A 20,862-nucleotide genomic window follows, 5' to 3' on the forward strand; every position below is an offset into this window, starting at 1 on the left:
AGCTTGGCACAGCCCGACTGCCCCCGCGGGGCGGACTCACGTGCCTTCGGGCGCGAGCGTGATGTCGAACCGGGCCCTGGCCCAGCTGCGGCCGGTGAGGTCGCGTCCGTCGGGCGTGGGCTCGCCGGCGGGCTGCTGCTCGAATCGGGTGATCAGCGAGTCCTTGACGCCGAACACGCTGTCGCCGATCGCGATCTGCGGATCGCCGTCGACGAAGATGTGCGTGACCAGCGTCCGACGGTGTTCGGCGGTCACCATGAAGTGCAGGTGCGCGGCCCGGACCGGGGAGCGTCCGGTGGCGGCGAGCATCTTCCCGACGGGGCCGTCGTGCGGGATCGGGTACGGCACCGGTGTCAGACCCCAGAACCGGTACCGCCCGTCGGCATCGGCGAACAGGTGCGCGCGGCTGGCGGTGCGCCCGTCCGGGTACTGGACGTCGTAGAGACCGTCCTCGTCGCATTCCCACACCTCGATCCGGGCGCCGGGGACCGGCGTGCCGTCCGTGTCGGTGACGGCGCCCTCCACCCAGCACGGCTGTCCGGGTGCGCCGAACGCGATGTCCCCGCCGAGCGGAACCTGTGGCGCGTCGTCCACGAAGAAGGGGCCGAACACGGTCGCCTCGGTCGCGCCCTTGTAGGCCCGGTTGTTGACCGCGATCGTCTGCATCGACACCCCGAGCACGTCGGACAGCAACACGAACTCCTGCCGGCGCTCGTCGGTGATGTGCCCGCACGCGGTGAGGAACTCGATCCCGGCGTTCCACTCGGCCTCGGTCAACCGCACGTCTCGGACGAACGCATGCAGGTGCCTCGTCAGCGACTGCATGATCTGCCGCAGCCGCGGGTCCTCGGTACCGTCGAACGAGCTCAGCACCGTCTCCACCAGCCGGTCCTCGACCTCCCGCTGTTCAGGACCGATCGGCGCCTCGGTGCCCGCCCCGGCCGGGTGTGAATCGCCGCTCATCGGTCGGCCTCCGTCTTCTGTCCGTAGGTCTGCGGATCGGTCCCGCGGCAGGCGGCCCGCAGCAGATCCTCGAGATCCCGCGCGGTCACCGGCCGCGGGTTCCCCGCGGGCACCGCCGGCAGGATGACGTCCACGGCGTCCGCGATGTCGGACTCGTCGAACCCGTAGTCGTGCAACGCCTTCGGCGCATCGAGGCGACTCCGCAGCGCCTCGAGTCCGCCCAGTGCGTGGGCGCGTCGAGCGCGGTCGCGATTCGCCGCTCGGCCTCCGGAGCGGCGGGGCCGTTGAACGCGAGGACATACGGCAGCACCACCGCGTGCGTCTGCGCGTGCGGCAGATTGTAGGCACCGCCGAGCACATGGCAGATCTTGTGGTGCAGACCGGATCCCGCGGAAGCGAACGACACCGCGGACAGGTACGCGCCGTACAGCGCCGACTCGCGACCCTCGAGATCGCGCGGATCACGCGCGACGGCGGGCAGTCCCGCTGCCAGCGCCCGGATGCCCTCGGCGGCCATCGCTCGGTTGATCGGGTCCGTGCGCGGGGCCCACATCGAATCCACGCAGTGCGCCAGCCCGTTCAGCCCGGAGGCGACCGACATCGCCACCGGCAACGACAGCGTCAGTTCGGCATCGTAGACCACGCTCACCGGGAGCACCCGCGGGTCGACGCCGGTCGTCTTGCGGGCGCCCTCGGTCGACCCCCACACGTTCGTGGCCTCGGAGCCGGCATACGTCGTCGGAACCGCCACGATGGGGAGCCCGGTGGTGAGCGCGACCGCCTTCGCGAGCCCGGTCGCCGACCCGCCGCCGATCGAGACCAGGGCGTCGGTCCGGTGGCGGGCCGCCGCCTCGCGCGCACGGTCGGCCACCTCCACCGGCACGTGCATCGTCACCTCGGCGTGGTGGTACGCGCCTGGGAGCGCCGCGATGATCGACGCCGCTCGTGCCGCGTCCTCCGGGGAGGCGATGACCATCACCCGCGAGGCACCGAGCCGGTGCACCTCGCGGGCGACGGTCGTCGCGGCCTCACCGGACGCGAAACAGACTCGCTGCGGCAGACTCTCGTGTACGAATCGCATGCTGCCCACCTCTCTCACGCCCCCGCCTCACCTGAATACCCGACGAGGCGATCGGCGAACCAGTCGGCGACCAGATCGTTGCGCTCCTCGGCATGGTTGTAGATCGTGTGCTCGCCGTCCTCCCACACGCGCAGCGTCGCGTCCCGGGCTGCGCCGTCGAGGAATGGTTGCTGGTCTTCCAGTTTCACCAGCGGGTCGGCGCCGCCGTCGCTCGAGTTCGTTTCACCGCAAACGGTTCGGCGTGGGGCCGATCGAGATCGGCTACCAGTACTGGTGCCGCTCTCCGTCGGTGTCGGCGACGAAGACGACCGCGTCGGCGCCCTCCAGGTTCGCGGGCGTGAGCGGGATGTGGCCTTGCACGATCGGTTCGCCCGCGCCGATCGTCGGGGCAAGCGCGGCGCGCAGGGACGGCGTCGGGAACAGGGCGCGCCGCGTGGTCGCCTCGGCCAACGCACGTTGGAGGGTGCCCGGCACGCTGTCGGGTGCGGCATCGGTTGCCACGAATACGTAGCGCTCACCGAGGGCGAGTCCGACGAGCGCGCCTGCGCCGCACCAGTTCACATCTTCCGGGCCGACCGACATGTCGGACTGCGTGCGCTGCAGGTGCACATTGTGCGCGAACACCAGGCTCGGTCCCCGTCGATGCTCCTGCGCGACGATCGCGAGCAGGTTCTCGGCCATCATCTCGGCGCGCAGGCTGAGTAGGGTCGCGATGCGATCGGATGCGGGTCGGGCCATGGCCGCGTGATAGCGGAGCAGGCCCTGCGCGGTGCGCGCGTGCGCGACGGCGTGGTCGTGGCCGGTCGGTTCGGCGGGGCGCAGGACAGGTGCCGCGCGGTGCAGCGCACTGGCGAGATCGTCGGCGACGATACGCAGGGCGCGGGCGCGATCGGAGTCGCCGATGGACTCCGCCGGGTCGAACATGGCCGCCTCGTTCGTCCAGTCCGCGTCTTCGCCGAGCAGCACGTCGAGGTCGCGCACCGATTCGGGTCGCAGCGCCCCGGGCAGATGGTCGACGACCGCGAACAGTGCGCGTCGCGGGCTCGGCGCCCCGGCGAACTCGAGCGGTGCGTCGAAGCCGTGGAAACGAATCCGATCCTCCGGCGCGCGGCCGGCATTGTGAGCGCGGAGCCATTCGACGAGCTCGCGGTTGCCCGGCACGGCGCCGAACCCGTGGCTGAACCCGGTCGCGAGGACGGCGTCGATGTCGGTCGGTGCCCCGGCCACGTAGTCGTCGACGACGGACGCGGCGAACAGATCGGTCTCCAACACGATCGATCGGTACCCGCGCTCGACGAGGTGGCGGAGGAGTTCGTTGCGCAGCAACGGGAACGCCTCGATCCCGTGTGTCGGCTCGCCGAGGGCGAGCAGGGACGGCGGCTCGGTCCGCGTCGCGAGCAGCTCGTCGACGGCACACCCCAGGCTTGCGGAGTCGTCGAGTTGGCGGCCGATTGCACGCAGCGATGTCGCAGTGGACATGAATACCCCTTTCCGAAAGGAACTACCCTCGACGCTATCGTTGAAGAGTCGAGTGAAACTTCTGTGAGTTTCACCTGGAATCCAGGGGTGAAAGCCTCAATCGGAGGTGCCAACTGCGACCCGTCGACCTCGCTCGGGAACACGGCTTGTCCGCGCAGGCGATCCGCAACTACGACGATGCCGGCATCCTCCCGCCGACCGAGCGCAGCGAGACCGGCTACCGGCGCTACACGCACCTGCACGCGCAGGCCCTGCGCGCCTTCCTCGCGTTGCGCGGCGGGCACGGACACCAGCGGGCAACCGAGATCATGCGTGCAACCAACCGAGGCGACACCGAGTCCGCCTACCGGCTCATCGACGCCTCGCACGTCGCGCTGCTCACCGAACGCAACACACGTTCCGAGGTCGCGGCGGCCCTGGGCGCCCTCTCCACCGGGACACCCACCCTGATCGACGGCCCACCACTGACCGTCGGCGAACTCGCGCGCCGACTCGGCGTGCACCCGGCGACGCTGCGCACCTGGGAGACCGAGGGCATCCTGCGCCCCGAACGCGACCGTGCGACGGGCTACCGCCGGTACGGACCGGACAGCGTCCGCGACGCCGAGATCGCACGGCAACTGCGCCGAGGCGGGTACCCGCTGCACCAGGTCGCACAATTCGTCGATTCGCTGCGCGAGGCGGGCGGGGCGGAAGCGCTGAGCGCCTTCCTCGGCTCCTGGCAGGAGCGGCTGGCCACGCGCAGCCGCGACCTTCTCGCCGGCGCGGCGCAACTCGACGCCTACCTCTCCCTGCTCGATCGGGCGGGGTAGCTCGCCCGAGCAACGAATCACACTGGCGGACTTGCACGATCGGGCTCCCGGTGCCGACGTGGGTCACCATCGGCGGCAGGCTGTCTCATTGAGTGGAAGATCGCCTGGGCGATATGCCCTCCGGCGGCTTGAATGACCCCACGAACGAGGTGACCGGCATCACATCGCGTCGCCCTGCGATGGCCCATGCCCACCGGTGGCATGGCGTGCTGTCGGTTCCCGGCCGCGATGTTCACCGACCGACAGGAGCAGATCGATGCGATTCACCTACGCCGAGGCGATGACGAACCCCGACTACTATCTCCCGCTGGCCTGCGCCGCGGAGATGGCCGGCTTCCACAGCATGACGGTCGCCGACAGCATCTGCTATCCGGAGGAATCCGATTCGGTCTACCCGTACAACGCCGACGGCAGTCGAGAGTTCCTCGAGGACAAGGCGTTCCCGGAGGCGTTGATCCTCACCGCGGCGATGGGCGCGGTGACGACCACGCTGCGTTTCACCCCGTTCGTGCTCAAGCTTCCGGTGCGGCCGCCGGTACTGGTCGCCAAGCAGGCGGCGACGATCGCGCACATGACGAACAACCGACTCGGACTCGGCGTCGGCGTCAGCCCGTGGCGTGAGGACTTCGAGGTGATGGGCGTGCCTTTCGCCAAGCGCGGCAAGCGCATGGACGAAGCGATCGACGTCGTGCGCGGCCTCACCCGGGGCGGCTACTTCGAGTACCACGGCGAGTTCTACGACGTTCCGTCGATCAAGATCAACCCCGTTCCGACCGAGCCGATCCCCATTCTCATCGGCGGCCACAGCGACGCTGCACTGCGTCGCGCAGCGGTGCGCGGAGACGGCTGGATGCATGCCGGCGGCGATCCCGAGGAACTGGACCGCCTGCTCGGCCTGCTGCAGAAGTACCGGGAGGAAGCGGGAACCGCCGATCGCCCGTTCGAGATCCACGTGATCTCGCTGGACGCCTACACGCCGGACGGAATCCGGCGGCTCGAGGACAAGGGCGTCACCGATGTGGTCGTCGGGTTCCGCAACTCGTACGCCGAGGGGCCGGACCTGGAGTCGCTGGAGGAGAAGATCGCGAAGCTCGAGGGGTACGCCGAATCGGTCATCACCCGGACGTCTTGATCCAGGTCAGGCGCTGACGCCTGCCGTGAGGATGGAAGCGAGTTCGCGGTAGGCGTGCGCGTCGTCGAGTCCGGTGGCGGCGCGCACGCCGCCCTGCTGAATACGCACCATCATGGTCGCGACGAGGTCGGCGGCGAACGCGGCGTGCACCTCGCGGAAGTCGCCGGTCGCGACGCCGTCGGTGATCAGTTCCTGGACGCGGCGGGCGGCGATACGGGTGTTGCGTTCGTACACCTCCCGGGCCGGGGCGAAGGCGTCCAGGTCGGCCATGAACGCGTCCGACGTGACCGCGAGGGCCTCGCCGACGGCGGTCAGGTACGCGGCGATACGTTCGCGCGGACCGGCGATGTCGGCGACCGTGGTCTCGACCCGTTCGGTCGCACGCTTGAAGAAGTGCACGGTCGCCGCCGTGACCAGCTGTTCCTTGCTGCCCGCCAGGGTGTAGAGGGTGGACTTGGAGCACTTGAGCCGGGCGGCGATCGTGTCCAGGGTCAGGTGTGCGAAGCCTTCGGCGACGAACAGGTCGACGAGTGCGTCGAACAGTTCGGTGCGGCGGGTGGTCGCGAAGGACGAACGGGTCTCCATACGAGCAATGATACTGAGGGACGGCTTGCAGTACCGTCGGGCGGTCAGTACCGTGAGGCGCAATCCAGTACTGCCCTCCGTATCGCCCTGAGGAGAACCCTGTGGCCGTCGACCGACTCCTGCCCACCGACGAGGCGCAGGACCTCATCCAGCTCACCCATGACATCGCCGACAAGGTCCTCGCGCCGATCGTCGACGAGCACGAGAAGACGGAGACCTACCCCGAGGGCGTGTTCGCCACGCTCGGGGAGGCCGGGCTGCTGAGCCTGCCGTACCCGGAGGAGTGGGGCGGCGGCGGACAGCCGTACGAGGTGTACCTGCAGGTGCTCGAGGAGATCGCCGCCCGGTGGGCCGCGGTCGCCGTCGCCGTCAGCGTCCACAGCCTGGCCTGCCATCCGCTGATGGCGTTCGGCACCGACGAGCAGAAGCAGAAGTGGCTCCCGGACATGCTCGGCGGCAACACGATCGGCGCCTACAGCCTGTCCGAGCCGCAGGCCGGATCCGACGCTGCCGCGCTGGCGTGCAAGGCCACCGCCACCGAGGGCGGCTACCGGATCACCGGCGCGAAGGCGTGGATCACGCACGGCGGCGTCGCCGACTTCTACAACCTCTTCGCCCGCACCGGCGAGGGCTCGAAGGGCATCTCCTGCTTCCTGGTGCCCAAGGACACCGAGGGACTCAGCTTCGGCAAGCCCGAGGAGAAGATGGGCCTGCACGCCGTCCCCACCACCTCGGCCCACTACGACGGCGCCTTCCTGCCCGCGGAACGCCGCATCGGCGACGAGGGCCAGGGCCTGCAGATCGCGTTCAGCGCGCTCGACTCCGGACGCCTCGGCATCGCGGCCGTCGCCACCGGCATCGCGCAGGCCGCGCTCGACGAGGCCGTCGCCTACGCGAAGGAACGAACGGCGTTCGGGCGCAAGATCATCGACCATCAGGGCCTCGGGTTCCTGCTCGCCGACATGGCCGCCGCGGTCGACTCGGCCCGCGCCACCTACCTCGATGCCGCCCGCCGGCGCGACGCGGGCCTGCCGTACTCGCGCAACGCGTCGGTCGCCAAGCTCGTCGCAACCGACGCCGCGATGAAGGTCACCACCGACGCCGTCCAGGTCCTCGGCGGCTACGGCTACACCCGCGACTTCCGCGTCGAGCGGTACATGCGCGAAGCCAAGATCACCCAGATCTTCGAGGGCACCAACCAGATTCAGCGCCTCGTCATCAGCCGGCACCTCGCCGGCTGAGCTGCGGACCACCGACAACGCCTCGAGAAGGACCACATTTTCATGCCCACTTCCGTGATCGTCGCAGGCGCACGCACCCCGATCGGCCGCCTGCAGGGCGCCCTCGCGGGCTTCACCGCCGCCGACCTCGGCGCTCTCGCCATCGGCGGCGCCCTCGACAAGGCCGGCGTCGCCGCCGACGACGTCCAGTACGTCATCATGGGACAGGTCTTGACCGCCGGGACCGGACAGATGCCGGCGCGCCAGGCCGCGGCCAAGGCGGGAATCCCGATGTCCACGCCCGCCTTGAACATCAACAAGGTGTGCCTGTCCGGCGTCGAATCGATCATCCTGGCCGATCAGTTCATCCGTTCCGGCGCCTTCGAGGTCGTCGTCGCCGGCGGCATGGAATCGATGAGCCAGGCTCCGCATCTGCTCCCCGGCTCCCGCAGCGGGTTCAAGTACGGGGACGTCACCCTCGTCGACCACATGGCCTTCGACGGTCTCCACGACGCGTTCACCGATCAGCCGATGGGTCTGCTGACCGAGATCGGCAACGACCGGGACGTCATCGCCCGGGAGGACCAGGACGAGTTCGCCGCCCGCTCACACCAACTGGCCGCCAAGGCCTGGGACAACGGTGTCTTCGACGACGAGGTGATCCCGGTCGAGATCCCGGCCCGCAAGGGCCCGTCGACCTGGCTGCACCGCGACGAGGGAATCCGGCCCGACACCACGGTCGAGACGTTGGCCCGCCTGCGCGGAGCATTCCGCGACGGCGGCACCGTCACCGCGGGCAACGCGTCGACGATCAACGACGGCGCCTGCGCGCTGGTCGTGATGAGCAAGGACCGCGCCGAGGCCGAGGGACTCTCGTGGATCGCGGAGATCGGCGAGCACGGCATCGTCGCCGGCCCCGACTCCGGCCTGCAGTTCCAGCCGTCGGAGGCGATCGCCGCCGCGTGCGCGGCGCGCGGAATTGCGCCGACCGAGTTGGACCTGGTCGAGATAAACGAGGCGTTCGCCGCCGTCGGCGTCGCGTCCACCCGGGCCCTCGGAATCGACACCGATCGGGTGAACGTGAACGGCGGCGCCATCGCGCTCGGCCATCCGATCGGCATGTCGGGCGCACGGATCACCCTGCATCTCGCGCTCGAACTGGGCCGACGCGGCGGGGGAACCGGCGCCGTCGCGCTCTGCGGCGGCGGCGGCCAGGGCGACGCCCTGATCCTGCACGTGCCCTGACCGGCCCCGGTTCACACAGCCCCACATCTCGGGTCACCGACCAGACCCGTGTCTGCCCCACCCAGAGGAGAATTTCGATGAACATCGACGGAGCCGTCGCACTTGTCACCGGCGGTGCATCCGGTCTCGGCAACGCCACCGCCCGCGCCCTCCACGAGCGCGGCGCCCAGGTGGTGCTGATCGACCTGCCCAGCTCTGCCGGCCACGACGCCGCGGCGGCGATCGGCGACGGTGCGCACTTCTTCGCCGCCGACGTCACCTCCGCCGACGACGTTGCCGCGGCTGTCGACTTCGCCGCCGGACTCGGTGACCTGCGCGTCGCCGTCAACTGTGCAGGCGTCGCCACCCCCGGCAAGGTCCTCGGACGAGGCGGTGTGCTCCCGCTCGAGGACTTCGAGCGGGTCGTCCGGATCAACCTCGTCGGCACCTTCAACGTCATCCGTCTCGCCGCGGAGAAGATCGCCGCGACCGAGCCGATCGACGGCGAGCGCGGTGTCATCGTCGACACGGCGTCGGTCGCCGCATTCGACGGACAGATCGGTCAGGCCGCCTACGCGGCGTCCAAGGGTGGCGTCGCGGCGCTGACCCTCCCGGTCGCCCGCGAGCTCGCCCGCCACCTCATTCGCGTCGTCACCATTGCGCCCGGAATCTTCGAGACGCCGATGATGGCGGGGCTCCCCGAGGAGGCGCAGCGATCGCTGGGCCAGCAGGTTCCGCACCCGTCCCGCCTCGGGAAGGCCACCGAGTACGCCGCGCTGGCCACCCACATCATCGACAACGCCATGCTCAACGGAGAGACGATCCGCCTCGACGGTGCCATCCGCATGGCGCCGAAGTAATACGACCGGTCACACGGCGACTACGGCGATCCGGCGGGAGCTCCCGCCGGATCGCCGTTCGCTGTCTCACGGCAGCAGCCCGAGCCTTCGCGCGGAGACCACCGCCTCGCGGCGCGAATGCGCGTCGAGCTTGCTCATCGCGCTGCGCAGGTAGCTCTTGACCGTTTCCGGCTTGACCGAAAGCCGTTCGGCGATATCGGCATTGGTGCATCCCAGCGCAGCGTGACTGAGGACGTCGACCTCGCGGGGCGACAGCGTGACAGCAGGCGGTGCGGGCGTAGTCGCAGCCGCGGGGGACGCGACGGCCGCCAGCCGGCCCGACAGTGCCCGCAGCCGCTCCTGGAGTTCGGGGTCGTGCACCGTCTGCGCGATGCTGCGCAGCTCGGCATGCACGTCGCGGATCTCCTCGGCATCCGCCCCGGGGTGCGCGGTGTGCTCCGCCGTCGCGGCGTCGAGCAGCTGAACGCGGCGGTCCACCTCGTCCCGAATTGCGATCTCACCGGCGAGCCGGCGACCGGCGCGCGTCATCACATCGGCCAGCCGGTCACCGAGCGGGGAACGATCCCGGACCGCCGCATACATCACCGCACGTGAGCGGCCCTGCACGACTACCGGGACCGCGAGCACCGACCGAATTCCTTCGGCGAGGACCGGTCCGTCGTAATGATGCGTGATCGTGTGGTCGAGTCGGTAGTCGTTGACCACGATCGGGTTCTTCCGCTCGACCACCCGTCCACCCAGCCCCGAGCTCTCGCGGACCGCGAGACCGCGCAGTCCGTTCGTGAGGTTGCCCACGAATTCGTGCAGATGGAGGGTGCGCTCCAGAACCTCGCCACCGAAGACGACGGGAACGATGCCGGTGGCGGCGATCTTTCGAAGCTCGGTACGCAATGCGTCGCGGTCGCGCGGACGGAGCAGGGCCGTGGTGTCGATCGGCATCCTCAGCACCCCTTTCCGGGGGTAGTGGTTCGAGGCTGTGACTTGGAGCATAGGTCGAACGACGGCCCGACGGTGAAGTGGGCCCCGACGACGAGGAGTGACGATGACCGTCGACACCACGACCCGTGTGCGCGAACTCTTGGCGCAGTACGACACCCCGGACGCGTGCGCCGCGGAGCTGCTGTGCGATCGGCATCCGGCCGATGCGGTGGCGTTCACCGTCGTCGAGGCCGACCTGTCGTCGACCGATCTCACCTACGGCTGGTTGCGTGAGCAGTCCACCCGGTTCGCGGCGGCCCTCGCCGATCTCGGGGTCGAGCCCGGCGACTGTGTCGGAACCCTGATGGGCAAGTCCGCCGACCTCGTCGTCGCGCTCCTGGGAGTGTGGCGCCGCGGTGCCGTCCACGTCCCGCTGTTCACGGCGTTCGCGGCACCGGCGATCGCGTTCCGGCTCGAGGCCAGCGGCGCGAAAGTCGTGATCGCCGACGCCAATCAGCTCGACAAGCTCGCACCCGGCGACGACATGCCCGCCGACCCGGCGTGGCGCGTCGTCGTCGCGGGCAGCGGAGACGCCGGTGACGGCGTCCTGCGTTTCGCTGATCTCGTCGCCCGGCATTCCGCCGACGACCCGCGCGGCGCCGCGGTGGCGTTGGGCGGCGACGCGCCGATGGTTCGTCTGTTCACCAGCGGCACCACCGGCACGCCCAAGGGGGTTCCGGTGCCGATCCGCGCGCTCGCGGCGTTCCGGTCGTACATCGAGTGGGGCCTCGACGTGCGCGAGGACGACGTGTTCTGGAACGCGGCCGACCCGGGGTGGGCGTACGGGCTGTACTACGCGCTGCTGGGCCCCATGGCGTCGGGCATTCGCAGCATCCTGCTGCACGCCGGGTTCTCCGCGGCCCTGACCTGGCGGGTGATGGAGCATTTCGGTGTCACCAACTTCGCGGCCGCACCCACCGTGTACCGCAGCCTGCGCGCCGACGAGACGCCCGTCCCGGAGTCCGTGAAGCTGCGGCGGGCATCGTCGGCCGGTGAACCGCTCACCCCCGACGTCATCGCCTGGTCCGAGGCCGAGCTGGGCGTGACCGTCCGCGACCAGTACGGGCAGACCGAGCACGGCATGTTCATCATCAACGCGTGGGCCGACGGGCTGCGTGAGGACGTCGTCGCCGGGTCGATGGGCCGGCCGCTGCCCGGCTGGAGCTGCGCCGTGCTCGCGGACGACTCCGACGAGATCGCGCCCCCGAAGACCCCGGGCCGCGTCGCGATCGACACACACAACAGCCCGCTCATGTGGTTCACCGGCTACAGCGACGCCCCCGAGAAGACCGCCGCGCGATTCACGCCCGACGGGCGCTGGTACGTCACCGGCGACGCCGGACAGGTGGACGAGCAGGGCCGGTTCTTCTTCTCGTCCCGCGACGACGACGTGATCATCATGGCCGGATACCGCATCGGCCCGTTCGACGTCGAGAGCGTGCTGGTGATGCACGACGACGTGGTCGAGGCCGCCGTCGTCGGTATGCCGGACCAGTTGCGCGGTGAAGTGCTCGAGGCGTTCGTGGTGCTGCGGTCGGGTGTCGAGGGCACCGACGAGCTCGAGAAGGAACTGCAGCAGCTGGTGAAGCGGAAGTTCGCGGCGCACGCCTACCCGCGCACCGTGCACTTCGTCCCGCACCTGCCCAAGACCCCCAGCGGCAAGGTTCAGCGCTACATCCTGCGCCAGGGTCACTGACCTTCGGCCTGAGCGCCCATTCCTCGCCGATCTTCGCGGAACCCCGCGGATCGGATCGAGGAATGGGCGTTCCGCGCTTCAGGGCTCGCGACACCGCCCGGCTCACTACCATCGGTCGCATGGCCGAGCGCAGCGCCGAGGAGATCGCCGCGACGTTCGACGCGGCGGCCGCCGACTTCGACCGGGTATTCACCGACGTGTGGGGCCCGGCCGGGCAGTGCCTGGCGTTCCAGGCGGGGCTGCGTCCGGGGGACGCCGTGCTCGACGTCGGCAGCGGGACGGGCGCGTCGGCGCTGCCCGCCGCGGCCGCGGTCGGTCCGACCGGTCTGGTGCACGCGATCGACCTGTCCGACGCGATGCTCGAACGCGGTCGGGTGAAGGCGTCGGACCGGGCGCTGCTGAACATCGAGTTCGTGTGCGCCGACGCCACGACATGGGAGGCGCCCAGCACGGTGCCCGACTCCGGCTACGACGCGCTACTCAGCTCGTACGCGGTGTTCTTCCTGCCCGAGATGGACGACGCGTTCGCGCGCCTGCTGCGACTGGTGCGTCCGGGCGGCACGGTCGGGGTCACGGCGTGGCGCGAGAGCGCGCTGCGCGAGTACGCCACGACGTACTTCGACGCGCTCGGCCCGCATCTGCCGGAGCCGCTGCCCGATCGCGCCGCGCGGATGGAACCCGCCCAGCGCATCGATACCCCCGTCAAGCTGGGCGCGTGGCTCGCCGCGGCCGGAACCGAGGCGGTGGAGGTGCGCGAGCTGCCGAATCTGATCCCGGCCACGGAGGAGTTCTGCTGGAACTTCGTGCTGGGCAGCGGGTTGCGCGGGACGCTGTCGGGGTTGCCGCCGGACGTCATCGAGCAGGTCCGGACCGATTTCGTGGGCCTGATCACCGACCGCGGGATGCACACCGTCGACGCGACGACACTCGTCGGCACGGCGAGGGTCATCGGGATTCCGTGACCTGAGAGACTGGGACCATGAGTTCCGCTGCCTCGAAAGACGACCGTCGTTACGTCCTGTCTCTGGGTTGCCCCGACCGCACCGGCATCGTGGCCCGCATCTCCGCATTCCTCGCCGAGATCGGCGGATGGATCGTCGAGGCCGCCTACCACGCCGACGCCGACACGGGCTGGTTCTTCACCCGGCAGGCGGTCCGCGCGTCGTCGATCAGCCTGAGCCTCGAGGAGATGCGCGAGAAGTTCGCGGCCGTCGCCGCCGAACTCGGCCCCGAGACCGAGTGGACGCTCACCGACACCGGCGAACGCAAGCGTGTCGTGCTGTTGGTCAGCAAGGAGGGCCACTGCCTGCACGACATCCTCGGCCGCGTCTCGGCCGGCGAGCTGCAGTGCGAGGTGGCCGCGGTCATCGGCAACCATCCGGACCTCGAACGCGTGACGAAGCGGCACGGCGTCGACTTCCACTACGTGTCGTTCCCGAAGGATCCGGCCGAGCGCGGCCCGGCGTTCGAGCAGGTCCGCAAGCTCGTCGACGCGCACGACCCGCACGCGGTGGTGCTGGCCCGCTTCATGCAGGTGCTGCCGCCCGAGCTGTGCGAGCACTGGGCCGGACGCGCCATCAACATCCACCACAGCTTCCTGCCGTCGTTCATCGGCGCCCGCCCGTACCACCAGGCATTCGCCCGCGGCGTGAAGCTGATCGGCGCGACCTGCCACTACGTGACCGCCGAGCTCGACGCCGGCCCGATCATCGAGCAGGACGTCATACGGGTCGACCACACCGACGAGGTCGCCGACATGGTCCGGCAGGGCCGGGACATCGAGAAGCTGGTGCTGGCACGCGGCCTGCGGTGGCACCTGGAGGACCGTGTCCAGGTGCACGGCCGCAAGACCGTCGTGTTCAGCTGAGCTCGGAGCCCCTACCGGTCAGTTCAGGCGGCGCAGTCGTTCGACCTCGGCGTTGAAGTCGGCGACGGCCTCGACCGACGTCATGTGGCCGATGTCGCGGAGCACGATCAGACGCTCGAGGTTGTCGGCGTCGTCGAGCAACTGCGCGAGCCGGCGCGCGTGCGACGGCGGGGTGAGCCGGTCCGCGGTGCCGACCATCACGGTGGTCGGCACCCGCAGGTTCTTCAGCCCGTCGGTGATGTCGAGGGTGCTCAGCGCCGCGCCCCAGCCGCCACGGGTGCGCGGGTGGCACTCGCTGACGATGCGACCGCAGAAGTCGACCTCGGCGGGCGTCGAACCGGGCGCCATCGCGATGTACTTGATCGCACGGGTGGTCACCCGGGACGCGGGCATCGGCATCGCCGAGCCCAGGACCGCGCGCCCCACCGGCACCGGAAGTCGCGGAAAGCGCTGCGGCAGTGGGACGACCGTCGTCTCGGCGACGAGGCTGTCGGTGCCGGTGCTCGCCAGCAGCACCGAGTGGGCGTAGCGGTCGACCTGCTCGGGATACTTGCGGGCCCACGCGACCACGCTCATCCCGCCCATGCTGTGTCCGACGATCTCCGCCTTGCGTCCGTCGCGCACGGTCGCGCCGACGACGGCGGCCAGGTCGTCGGCGAGGACGTCGGGTGACAGCGGGGTGGACCCGATCCCGCTGCGGCCGTGGCCGCGCTGGTCGTAGGTGATGACGCGGTACTTCTCGGCGAGAGCGTTGACCTGCGGATTCCAGAAGTCGGCCGAACACGTCCACCCGTGGCTGAGCACGATCGGGTCGGCGTCGGGCGAACCGTAGGCCCGCACGTGCAGTTCGGCGCCGTCGGCGGAGACGACCGGGATGATTTCCGGCTCGAGTCGCGGGGCCGCGAACAACGCGGCCTGATCCTGATACGGCACCGTCTCGGACGTCGACGCCCGCCGCCGCGACACGACCGCGGCAGCACCCACCGCGCCGGCGACACCGATCAACATCCACAGCCCCTTGCGGGACTTCCGTTCGCTCACTCCACTCCCCTGTTCCTAGCCGGCGCGCGACGAGTTCCCCTCGGGCGCAACCGGTTCGAGTTGACTCGCGGCCTTCGCGAGCGCCTTCGAGATCTGTTCCTCCATGGCCTCCGAGAACAGGGCGTGCACCGCGTCGTGCGCGAGCGGACGCACCTGGTTCACCAGGGCCGCCACCTCCGACACCTTCGCCTCGTCGAGGTCGAGGGTCCCGCCCTCGGGGGCGAGGTAGCGGTCGGAGACGAGTTCGACGAACCGGGCGGCGACGTCCCCGAGATCGCGGCGCACCGCCTCGGTCTGTTCGAGGATGTCGGACAGCGGGATCCCCGCGTCGACGAGCACCTGTGCGGCCTCCATGAGCCGCGGATTGGCGACCGAGTACTCGGCACCGGCCTTCGCGAGGACCCCAAGTCGGGTGCCGAGGGCGATGTCGGCCTCGGTGGTCTGGTCGCCGAACATCCGGCGCAGCTCCGACAGCGTGAGCTTCGCGGCCCGCCGGTACTTCTTCCAGCGCCCGCCGGGGTCGTCGGTCTCGAGGACGTCGCGCACGTGCAGGCCGTACTGGGCCGCGGTGAGCAGTTCACTGATCGTGGCGAAGGTGTAGCCGCGATCGAGCATCCGGCTGATCAGGTTGAGCCGCGCGAGATGCGACTCGTTGTACCAACCTGCCCGCCCCTCCCTGCGCGGCGGGGGAAGCAGTCCCCGATCCTGGTAGACCCGCACATTCCGCACACTGACGCCGGCCTCGCGTGCGAGGTCGTCGATGCGGTACTCGTTCATGTTCCGCCTTCCCCACTGGAACCGCGACGACATCGGCGGTTCCGGCGCGGTCGACGGCGTGGGAAATTCTATCGCTGCGAGGGCGGGCACTAGATGATGTGCGCGCGGCGCAGCAGCAGCTTCGACGGGCCGCCGATCAGGCCGCACTCGTCGAGGAACTCGATCGTCTTGCGGGAGCCCTCGCGGATCATCGCGTGATAGTGCTCGTTGGTCTTCGCGGCCTGCTTGGCCTCCTCGACGTCGAGGCCCGCGGCTGCGTAGACCTGCTCGTTCACCAGGCACGTGACGATGAAGTACGCGGACGCACCGAGGACGAGCCGCTGGTAGGCGAGCTTGCGGCGCGACAGGTTCCGGACGCGACGCACCGTCTCCTCGCGCGCGAACTTGATGTGGCGCGCCTCCTCGAGGACGTGGATCTTGCTGACCGTGCGGGTGATCGGCTGGACGCGCTCGTCCTTCATGAAGTCGCGCTGCATCATGTCGAGGATCTCCTCGGCGAACAGCGTGCCGCCGTACGCGAGCGAACCCGACGCGGTGGTCTTGAACAGACGAGCCGCCTGCAGGATCCACCTCTTGGGCCGGTACGACGGAATCCCGAAGCGCTGCGCCGAACGCGCGAACATCGTCGAGTGCCGGCACTCGTCGGCGATCTCGTTGAGCGCGAACTGCACGTGTGGTGTCGACGGGTCGTGCGTGTAGATGTCGCGCAGAAGCATCTGCATCAGGATCATCTCGAACCAGATGCCGGTGCCGGCGACGCTCGCGGCCTCGTGCTTGGTGAGGGTGATCCGCTGCTCGTCGGTCATCCGCTCCCACAACTCGGTGCCGTACAGGCTGCACCACTCGGGTGTCATGCCGTACAGATCGTCGGGAATCGGCGCCTCCCAGTCGACCTCGACCAGCGGGTCGTACGACTTGCGGGCGGCCGAGGCGAGCAGACGGGCCGCGGTGTCCTGCCGGTCCCCCACGCGCATGTGCCGGGAGGAGCGAGGCTCGACAGCCTCACCGCGATGCGTGTTCGGATGGATGATCGACATCGTCAACTCCTGCTCGGCCGGGCGCGCGCACAGGACGCGTTCACGCAGGTCATGGCCCGGTAGGCCAGGTCGGATCGGACCTCTTCCAGGCCCGAATCGACGATAACATCGTCACAATGTCCGTTGTCAAGGTTTATCTGTAACCGCTAGTCACGCCACACGTGTCGGCTCGTCGTCGGGGCCGGCTGGCAGTGTCGGTCCCGAGACGGCGCCCCGAGGCGCCGGAGCCGATCGACAGGAGACGAACGTGGCCAATCGCAGCTACCTGTACACCACTTCCTTCGCCCCGGACACCGATACGGCGCGCACTCCCGCCGACCGCGTCTCGGGCATCTCGGAGTGGCCGTACGCGATTCCGCTGGTCTTCCGCATTCTGGTTTCGGCGGACCCGCGTCCGTGCCGGTCGCTCATCTGGAACGACGGTCCCGATCCGACTGCGATCACCGGACGATGCGGCCCGGGAATCATCCGGCTCGAGCAGTTCCTGGCCCGCATAGATCACCCGGCCCTCGGCTCGTGGGCCGACGACGCGATCGCATTCCTCCGAGCCCACACCGAGCCCGACGGCCATTTCGTTCTCGAGTGCGCCGAGATCTTCGCGATGGACGACGCGCCCGTCGGCGAGCAGTACACGCGAGAGATCCAGGCGTTGAGCGAGTTGGACACCGAGATCGATGCCACGCTGGCCCGCCTCGCGCCCACGAAGCCGAATTTCTGGCAGCGGGTATTCAAGCCCTCACAGGAGAGTCTCGAGGCACCCATCCGCGAACTCGGCCTGGGCTACTGGTCCGACACCCTCTACTGCGACCTCGACAACCGGTCGTAGGGTCGCTTCGTTTCCGGGAAGGCGAGTCCCGACGGGTCTCGCCGGAGTTACCAGCGCGGGCCGCGCTGGACGTCGTCGACGCGTGGACGGACGTCGACCAGGTACACGCAGACCGCGACCACGGCGATGAGCCCGAGCATGTGGACGGCGCCGAACAGGAAGATCACCAGGAGCGACGCGGCGAGGATGCCCAGCCAGATCGGCTTGGTCAGCTTGTCCACGGCCGTGAACGCATCCTTGCGCTGGCGCACCGCATGGAAGATCGCGAACACCGCCGCGGCTAGTGCAAGCAGCTGCAGTGCGAGCAGGATCAGGCCGGTGATGCCGTGAGGATTGAACACGTTTCCATCCTACGAATCGGATAGGGATGCGCGCAGGCCCCCGCGCAACGGATTGCGCGGGGGCCGATCCCCGATGGTGGTGCGTGCGATCAGTTACCGATCAGCTGGTGGCCTTCTTCGCCGGGGCCTTCTTGGCGGCGGGGGCCTTCTTGGCCGCCGCAGCCGGGGTGGTCTTGGCGGGAGCGGCCTTCTTCGCGGGCGCCTTGGCGGCCGGCTTCGGCGCCGGGGCAGCCTTGGGAGCCGCGGCCTCGACACGCTCGGCTGCGGCAGCGGACGTCGTCTCGGCGCGCTCACCCGCGGCCTCGACTCGGTTGGCGACGGAGTCGCCCGTCTCGGACAGACGGCTGGCAACCGAGTCACCCGTCTCCGACAGCACGACGGCGGCCTCGTCGGCGACGTCGCTGATGCGTCCGGCGGCGCGGCCCGCGAGCTTCGCGGCCTGCTCACCGACGGCGCGGGTCTGACGCGCGACGGTGCCGAGCGCCTCTTCGGTCAGTTCCACGGCGTCGCCGAACGCGGCCTCGGCCCGCCCGATCTGCTCCTCGACGGCCGGCTGCCGGCGGATGCGCTCGACGGCCTCCTCGCCACGCTCGGCGAGCGCGATGTACAGGTCGGACGCGACCTTGAGGTAGGCCTCGGCGACCTTGCGCAGCTCCTCGGCGCTGAACCGCTCGCGCAGCTCGGCGAGCTCCTCAGGCAGCTCGGACGGCAGCGCAGCGAAACGCTCGCGAAGCTGCTCGACGCCCTCCGACACCTCGTTGGGCAGGTTGGCCCACCGCTCGCGGGCCTCCTCGAGGCGGCCGGACATCTCGGTGTCGGCATTCTCGGTGCGTGCGCGTACCTGCGACACGACGTCGGCGACGGCTTGGACCACCAGGTCACCGGTGCCCACCGCCGCGTAGAACGGGGTCTTCACGTTCTCGATGAACTTCGGATCAGTCATTCTCGGATCTCCCTGTCGAGTGGATCTGCGATCTCGTGTTCTTCCTCGTCCGAGGCAGCCGTATCCCCCTGGGCCTGATCGGCAGTTTCGGACTGTTGCGAGTCGTTCTCACGACAGAACGACTCGTAGATCTCGAGCAGCACCTGCTTCTGCCGCTCGGTGATGGCACCGTCGGCCAGCAGCGCGTCCCGGACCGGGCTGTGCGGACGCTTCTCGAGAATCCCGGCCTGGATGTACAGGACCTCGGACGAGACCCGCAGACCCTTCGCGATCTGCGCGAGGACGTCGGCGGACGGCTTACGCAGCCCGCGTTCGATCTGACTGAGGTAGGGGTTGCTGACGCCGGCGAGTTGGGCGAGCTGACGCAATGACACCTGCGCCGCTTCCCGCTGCGAACGAATGAAACTGCCGATGTCCTGAGCGGCGCTGCTGACAACGCGCGCCGCGCCGCTCATGTCGTCGGACTCGTCAACCATCAGTACTCCCTGTCCTGTACGCAAATCCCACGGTAGAACAGGGTGCTAACAATTGCAAGCACTTTGTTAGCACGTGAACGTGGAGGCACCGATACCGGCGTTCCGGACGGGCCCGTCAGGCGAACAGCAGCTCCGAGATCGTGTAGATCGCCAAGCCCGCAAGGGCGCCGACGACGGTGCCGTTGATGCGGATGAACTGCAGATCCCGGCCCACCTGGAGCTCGATCTTGCGGCTCGCCTCCTCGGCGTCCCACCGCTGCACCGTCTCGGTGATGACCGCGGTGATCTCGTCGGTGTAGTTCTCGGCGACGTAGCGGGTGCCCGACAGCAGCCAGCCGTCCACCTTGGCGCGCAGGTCGGCGTCGTCGCGCAACCGGACCCCGAGGTTCACGACGTTCTCGGCGATCTTGCGGCGCAGCGTGCTGTTCGGGTCGTCGACCGATTCCATGATGAGCCGCTTGGCCACCCGCCACGTCGCGGCGGCGAGCCCGGTGATCTCCTCGCGCCCCATGATCTCGGCCTTGATCGCCTCGGCCTTGGCGATGGTCGCGGGATCGTTCTGGAGGTCGTCAGCGAAGTCGATGAGGAACCGATTCGCGGCCAGGCGTACCTCGTGCTCGGGGTTGGAGCGGACCTTCCACGTGAACTCGACCAGCTCGCGGTAGATCTTCTCGCCCAGCATCGCGTCGACGAACTTGGGCGACCACGACGGCGAGTCCCGACTGATGATGCGGTCGATCGTGTCCTGACTGTTCAGCGCCCACTGGTGGGCTCGCTCGGCGAGCAGGTCCAGCAGCGGCAGCTGCCGGTTCTCGCGCAGCAGTTCGGCGAGGACCTTGCCGATCGGCGGACCCCAGTCCGGCTCGGCGATCCGCCGGACGATGGTGTTGTCGATGATCGCGGTGATGTCGTCGTCCTGGAGGACCTCGACGACGCCCCGCAGCAGGGTCGAGGTCTCCGCCGCGACGCGCCGCGCGTGCGCCGGCTCGGCCATCCACGTTCCCACCCGCAGCGGGATCTGCGCGTTCTCGACCTTGGCCGAGACCACCTCGGGGGCAAGGAAGTTGTCGCCCACGAAGTTGCTCAGGCTCTCACCGAGCTGGTCCTTCTTGCGCTTGATGATCGCGGTGTGCGGGATCTTGATCCCGAGCGGGTGCCGGAACAGCGCGGTCACCGCGAACCAGTCGGCGAGCGCGCCGACCATGCCGGCCTCCGACGCGGCGCGCACGTATCCGACCCAGGCGCCGGCGCCGCGGACCTCCTGCCAGCGGCAGAACAGGTACACGACGGTCGCGAAGACCAGGAACCCGGTCGCGACCGCCTTCATCCGCCGCAGTTCCCGGCGCTTGGTGGCGTCGTCGAAGACACCGGCGAACGCCGAGGCGCCGTCGGGCCTCGGCGACGGCGGACGGGACCGGCGCGCGGGCTGCGCGGGAGACTGTTCGGACTGCACGGGCTGCACATTGGACATTGTGCCGAAATCCGAGATCAGACCGTCGAGATAGACATCACCCCAACCCGATG

21 protein-coding genes and 1 pseudogene are annotated in these 20,862 nt (G+C 69.4%); 9 read left to right on the forward strand and 13 right to left on the reverse strand.

Annotation, left to right across the window (positions count from 1 at the left end):
* Positions 1-36 precede the first annotated feature (36 nt).
* The 4 genes and pseudogenes from ACQ5DX_RS18530 to ACQ5DX_RS18545 form a co-directional block, all read right to left on the reverse strand.
* The gene (locus ACQ5DX_RS18530; RefSeq protein WP_430333955.1) at positions 37-963 is read right to left on the reverse strand and encodes a dioxygenase; all 927 of its coding nucleotides are present in this window, start codon (positions 961-963) and stop codon (positions 37-39) included.
* A pseudogene (locus ACQ5DX_RS18535) lies at positions 960-2,044 on the reverse strand (maleylacetate reductase). The gene ACQ5DX_RS18530 and the pseudogene ACQ5DX_RS18535 overlap by 4 nt, the downstream one beginning before the upstream one ends.
* A gap of 14 nt (positions 2,045-2,058) precedes the next feature.
* Complete coding sequence (locus ACQ5DX_RS18540) at positions 2,059-2,232, reverse strand: hypothetical protein (protein WP_430333956.1); 174 nt, start codon at positions 2,230-2,232, stop codon at positions 2,059-2,061.
* A 73-nt stretch (positions 2,233-2,305) separates the two neighbouring features.
* Positions 2,306-3,523 (reverse strand): erythromycin esterase family protein, encoded by a 1,218-nt coding sequence (locus ACQ5DX_RS18545; protein WP_430333957.1) that lies wholly within the window; start codon positions 3,521-3,523, stop codon positions 2,306-2,308.
* Positions 3,524-3,636: 113 nt separating this feature from the next.
* Here ACQ5DX_RS18545 and ACQ5DX_RS18550 point away from each other — a divergent pair, with 113 nt between their 5' ends.
* Positions 3,637-4,335, forward strand: a complete 699-nt coding sequence (locus tag ACQ5DX_RS18550) for a TioE family transcriptional regulator (RefSeq protein WP_430335733.1) — start codon at positions 3,637-3,639, stop codon at positions 4,333-4,335.
* 256 nt (positions 4,336-4,591) lie between these two features.
* Positions 4,592-5,467 (forward strand): TIGR03619 family F420-dependent LLM class oxidoreductase, encoded by an 876-nt coding sequence (locus ACQ5DX_RS18555; protein WP_430333958.1) that lies wholly within the window; start codon positions 4,592-4,594, stop codon positions 5,465-5,467.
* Positions 5,468-5,473: 6 nt separating this feature from the next.
* Here the strand turns inward: ACQ5DX_RS18555 and ACQ5DX_RS18560 are convergent, their stop codons facing one another.
* On the reverse strand, positions 5,474-6,052 hold the full coding sequence (locus tag ACQ5DX_RS18560) for a TetR/AcrR family transcriptional regulator (protein WP_430333959.1): 579 nt from the start codon (positions 6,050-6,052) through the stop codon (positions 5,474-5,476).
* 101 nt (positions 6,053-6,153) lie between these two features.
* Here ACQ5DX_RS18560 and ACQ5DX_RS18565 point away from each other — a divergent pair, with 101 nt between their 5' ends.
* The 3 genes from ACQ5DX_RS18565 (at position 6,154) to ACQ5DX_RS18575 (ending at position 9,356) form a co-directional block, all read left to right on the forward strand.
* Positions 6,154-7,293 (forward strand): acyl-CoA dehydrogenase family protein, encoded by a 1,140-nt coding sequence (locus tag ACQ5DX_RS18565; protein WP_430333960.1) that lies wholly within the window; start codon positions 6,154-6,156, stop codon positions 7,291-7,293.
* A 42-nt stretch (positions 7,294-7,335) separates the two neighbouring features.
* Positions 7,336-8,517: an acetyl-CoA C-acetyltransferase gene (locus ACQ5DX_RS18570; protein ID WP_430333961.1), complete on the forward strand. Its 1,182-nt coding sequence runs from the start codon at positions 7,336-7,338 to the stop codon at positions 8,515-8,517.
* 77 nt (positions 8,518-8,594) lie between these two features.
* Positions 8,595-9,356: an SDR family NAD(P)-dependent oxidoreductase gene (locus ACQ5DX_RS18575; protein ID WP_430333962.1), complete on the forward strand. Its 762-nt coding sequence runs from the start codon at positions 8,595-8,597 to the stop codon at positions 9,354-9,356.
* Positions 9,357-9,422: 66 nt separating this feature from the next.
* Here ACQ5DX_RS18575 and ACQ5DX_RS18580 read toward each other — a convergent pair whose 3' ends face one another.
* Positions 9,423-10,295 carry a LuxR C-terminal-related transcriptional regulator gene (locus ACQ5DX_RS18580; protein WP_430333963.1) on the reverse strand — a complete coding sequence of 291 codons (873 nt, stop codon included), beginning with the start codon at positions 10,293-10,295 and terminating at the stop codon, positions 9,423-9,425.
* Between the two features lie 103 nt (positions 10,296-10,398).
* Between ACQ5DX_RS18580 and ACQ5DX_RS18585 the strand changes: the two genes are divergently transcribed.
* From ACQ5DX_RS18585 to purU, 3 genes are all read left to right on the forward strand, one after another.
* Positions 10,399-12,030, forward strand: coding sequence for an AMP-binding protein (locus ACQ5DX_RS18585; protein ID WP_430333964.1), 1,632 nt, complete (start codon positions 10,399-10,401; stop codon positions 12,028-12,030).
* A gap of 119 nt (positions 12,031-12,149) precedes the next feature.
* Entirely contained in the window at positions 12,150-12,992 is an 843-nt protein-coding gene (locus ACQ5DX_RS18590; RefSeq protein WP_430333965.1) for a class I SAM-dependent methyltransferase, read from the forward strand.
* A gap of 17 nt (positions 12,993-13,009) precedes the next feature.
* Complete coding sequence (gene purU, locus ACQ5DX_RS18595) at positions 13,010-13,897, forward strand: formyltetrahydrofolate deformylase (protein WP_430333966.1); 888 nt, start codon at positions 13,010-13,012, stop codon at positions 13,895-13,897.
* Positions 13,898-13,915: 18 nt separating this feature from the next.
* Here the strand turns inward: purU and ACQ5DX_RS18600 are convergent, their stop codons facing one another.
* The 3 genes from ACQ5DX_RS18600 to ACQ5DX_RS18610 all read right to left on the reverse strand — a co-directional run bounded on the left by ACQ5DX_RS18600 (position 13,916) and on the right by ACQ5DX_RS18610 (position 16,689).
* Positions 13,916-14,905: an alpha/beta fold hydrolase gene (locus ACQ5DX_RS18600; RefSeq protein ID WP_430335734.1), complete on the reverse strand. Its 990-nt coding sequence runs from the start codon at positions 14,903-14,905 to the stop codon at positions 13,916-13,918.
* Positions 14,906-14,953: 48 nt separating this feature from the next.
* Entirely contained in the window at positions 14,954-15,715 is a 762-nt protein-coding gene (locus tag ACQ5DX_RS18605) for a MerR family transcriptional regulator (RefSeq protein ID WP_430333967.1), read from the reverse strand.
* Positions 15,716-15,804: 89 nt separating this feature from the next.
* Positions 15,805-16,689, reverse strand: a complete 885-nt coding sequence (locus ACQ5DX_RS18610; protein WP_430335735.1) for an AurF N-oxygenase family protein — start codon at positions 16,687-16,689, stop codon at positions 15,805-15,807.
* Between the two features lie 310 nt (positions 16,690-16,999).
* On the opposite strand from ACQ5DX_RS18610, the gene ACQ5DX_RS18615 reads away from it, so the two are divergent.
* Positions 17,000-17,578 carry a hypothetical protein gene (locus ACQ5DX_RS18615; RefSeq protein ID WP_430333968.1) on the forward strand — a complete coding sequence of 193 codons (579 nt, stop codon included), beginning with the start codon at positions 17,000-17,002 and terminating at the stop codon, positions 17,576-17,578.
* A 47-nt stretch (positions 17,579-17,625) separates the two neighbouring features.
* Here the strand turns inward: ACQ5DX_RS18615 and ACQ5DX_RS18620 are convergent, their stop codons facing one another.
* The 4 genes from ACQ5DX_RS18620 to ACQ5DX_RS18635 all read right to left on the reverse strand — a co-directional run bounded on the left by ACQ5DX_RS18620 (position 17,626) and on the right by ACQ5DX_RS18635 (position 20,665).
* Complete coding sequence (locus ACQ5DX_RS18620; RefSeq protein WP_430333969.1) at positions 17,626-17,919, reverse strand: DUF2516 family protein; 294 nt, start codon at positions 17,917-17,919, stop codon at positions 17,626-17,628.
* Between the two features lie 100 nt (positions 17,920-18,019).
* On the reverse strand, positions 18,020-18,862 hold the full coding sequence (locus tag ACQ5DX_RS18625) for a heparin-binding hemagglutinin (protein ID WP_430333970.1): 843 nt from the start codon (positions 18,860-18,862) through the stop codon (positions 18,020-18,022).
* The gene (locus tag ACQ5DX_RS18630; RefSeq protein WP_430333971.1) at positions 18,859-19,338 is read right to left on the reverse strand and encodes a helix-turn-helix domain-containing protein; all 480 of its coding nucleotides are present in this window, start codon (positions 19,336-19,338) and stop codon (positions 18,859-18,861) included. The genes ACQ5DX_RS18625 and ACQ5DX_RS18630 overlap by 4 nt, the downstream gene beginning before the upstream one ends.
* A 115-nt stretch (positions 19,339-19,453) precedes the next feature.
* Positions 19,454-20,665, reverse strand: a complete 1,212-nt coding sequence (locus ACQ5DX_RS18635; protein WP_430335736.1) for a DUF445 domain-containing protein — start codon at positions 20,663-20,665, stop codon at positions 19,454-19,456.
* Between the last annotated feature and the right edge of the window lie 197 nt (positions 20,666-20,862).

Origin of the sequence: Rhodococcus sp. ACT016, assembly GCF_050477185.1 — a bacterium.
In the GTDB taxonomy this organism is placed as follows: Bacteria; Actinomycetota; Actinomycetes; order Mycobacteriales; family Mycobacteriaceae; genus Prescottella.

Bases quoted from the DNA above. Each gene is read 5' to 3' on its own strand.
- ACQ5DX_RS18585 (WP_430333964.1), top strand. From the start codon at position 10,399: ATGACCGTCGACACCACGACCCGTGTGCGCGAACTCTTGGCGCAGTAC.
- ACQ5DX_RS18625 (WP_430333970.1), bottom strand. From the start codon at position 18,862: ATGACTGATCCGAAGTTCATCGAGAACGTGAAGACCCCGTTCTACGCG.
- ACQ5DX_RS18570 (WP_430333961.1), top strand. From the start codon at position 7,336: ATGCCCACTTCCGTGATCGTCGCAGGCGCACGCACCCCGATCGGCCGC.
- purU (WP_430333966.1), top strand. From the start codon at position 13,010: ATGAGTTCCGCTGCCTCGAAAGACGACCGTCGTTACGTCCTGTCTCTG.
- ACQ5DX_RS18545 (WP_430333957.1), bottom strand. From the start codon at position 3,523: ATGTCCACTGCGACATCGCTGCGTGCAATCGGCCGCCAACTCGACGAC.
- ACQ5DX_RS18580 (WP_430333963.1), bottom strand. From the start codon at position 10,295: ATGCCGATCGACACCACGGCCCTGCTCCGTCCGCGCGACCGCGACGCA.
- ACQ5DX_RS18560 (WP_430333959.1), bottom strand. From the start codon at position 6,052: ATGGAGACCCGTTCGTCCTTCGCGACCACCCGCCGCACCGAACTGTTC.
- ACQ5DX_RS18600 (WP_430335734.1), bottom strand. From the start codon at position 14,905: ATGTTGATCGGTGTCGCCGGCGCGGTGGGTGCTGCCGCGGTCGTGTCG.
- ACQ5DX_RS18575 (WP_430333962.1), top strand. From the start codon at position 8,595: ATGAACATCGACGGAGCCGTCGCACTTGTCACCGGCGGTGCATCCGGT.
- ACQ5DX_RS18590 (WP_430333965.1), top strand. From the start codon at position 12,150: ATGGCCGAGCGCAGCGCCGAGGAGATCGCCGCGACGTTCGACGCGGCG.
- ACQ5DX_RS18610 (WP_430335735.1), bottom strand. From the start codon at position 16,689: ATGCGCGTGGGGGACCGGCAGGACACCGCGGCCCGTCTGCTCGCCTCG.
- ACQ5DX_RS18555 (WP_430333958.1), top strand. From the start codon at position 4,592: ATGCGATTCACCTACGCCGAGGCGATGACGAACCCCGACTACTATCTC.
- ACQ5DX_RS18530 (WP_430333955.1), bottom strand. From the start codon at position 963: ATGAGCGGCGATTCACACCCGGCCGGGGCGGGCACCGAGGCGCCGATC.
- ACQ5DX_RS18635 (WP_430335736.1), bottom strand. From the start codon at position 20,665: ATGAAGGCGGTCGCGACCGGGTTCCTGGTCTTCGCGACCGTCGTGTAC.
- ACQ5DX_RS18605 (WP_430333967.1), bottom strand. From the start codon at position 15,715: ATGAACGAGTACCGCATCGACGACCTCGCACGCGAGGCCGGCGTCAGT.
- ACQ5DX_RS18630 (WP_430333971.1), bottom strand. From the start codon at position 19,338: ATGGTTGACGAGTCCGACGACATGAGCGGCGCGGCGCGCGTTGTCAGC.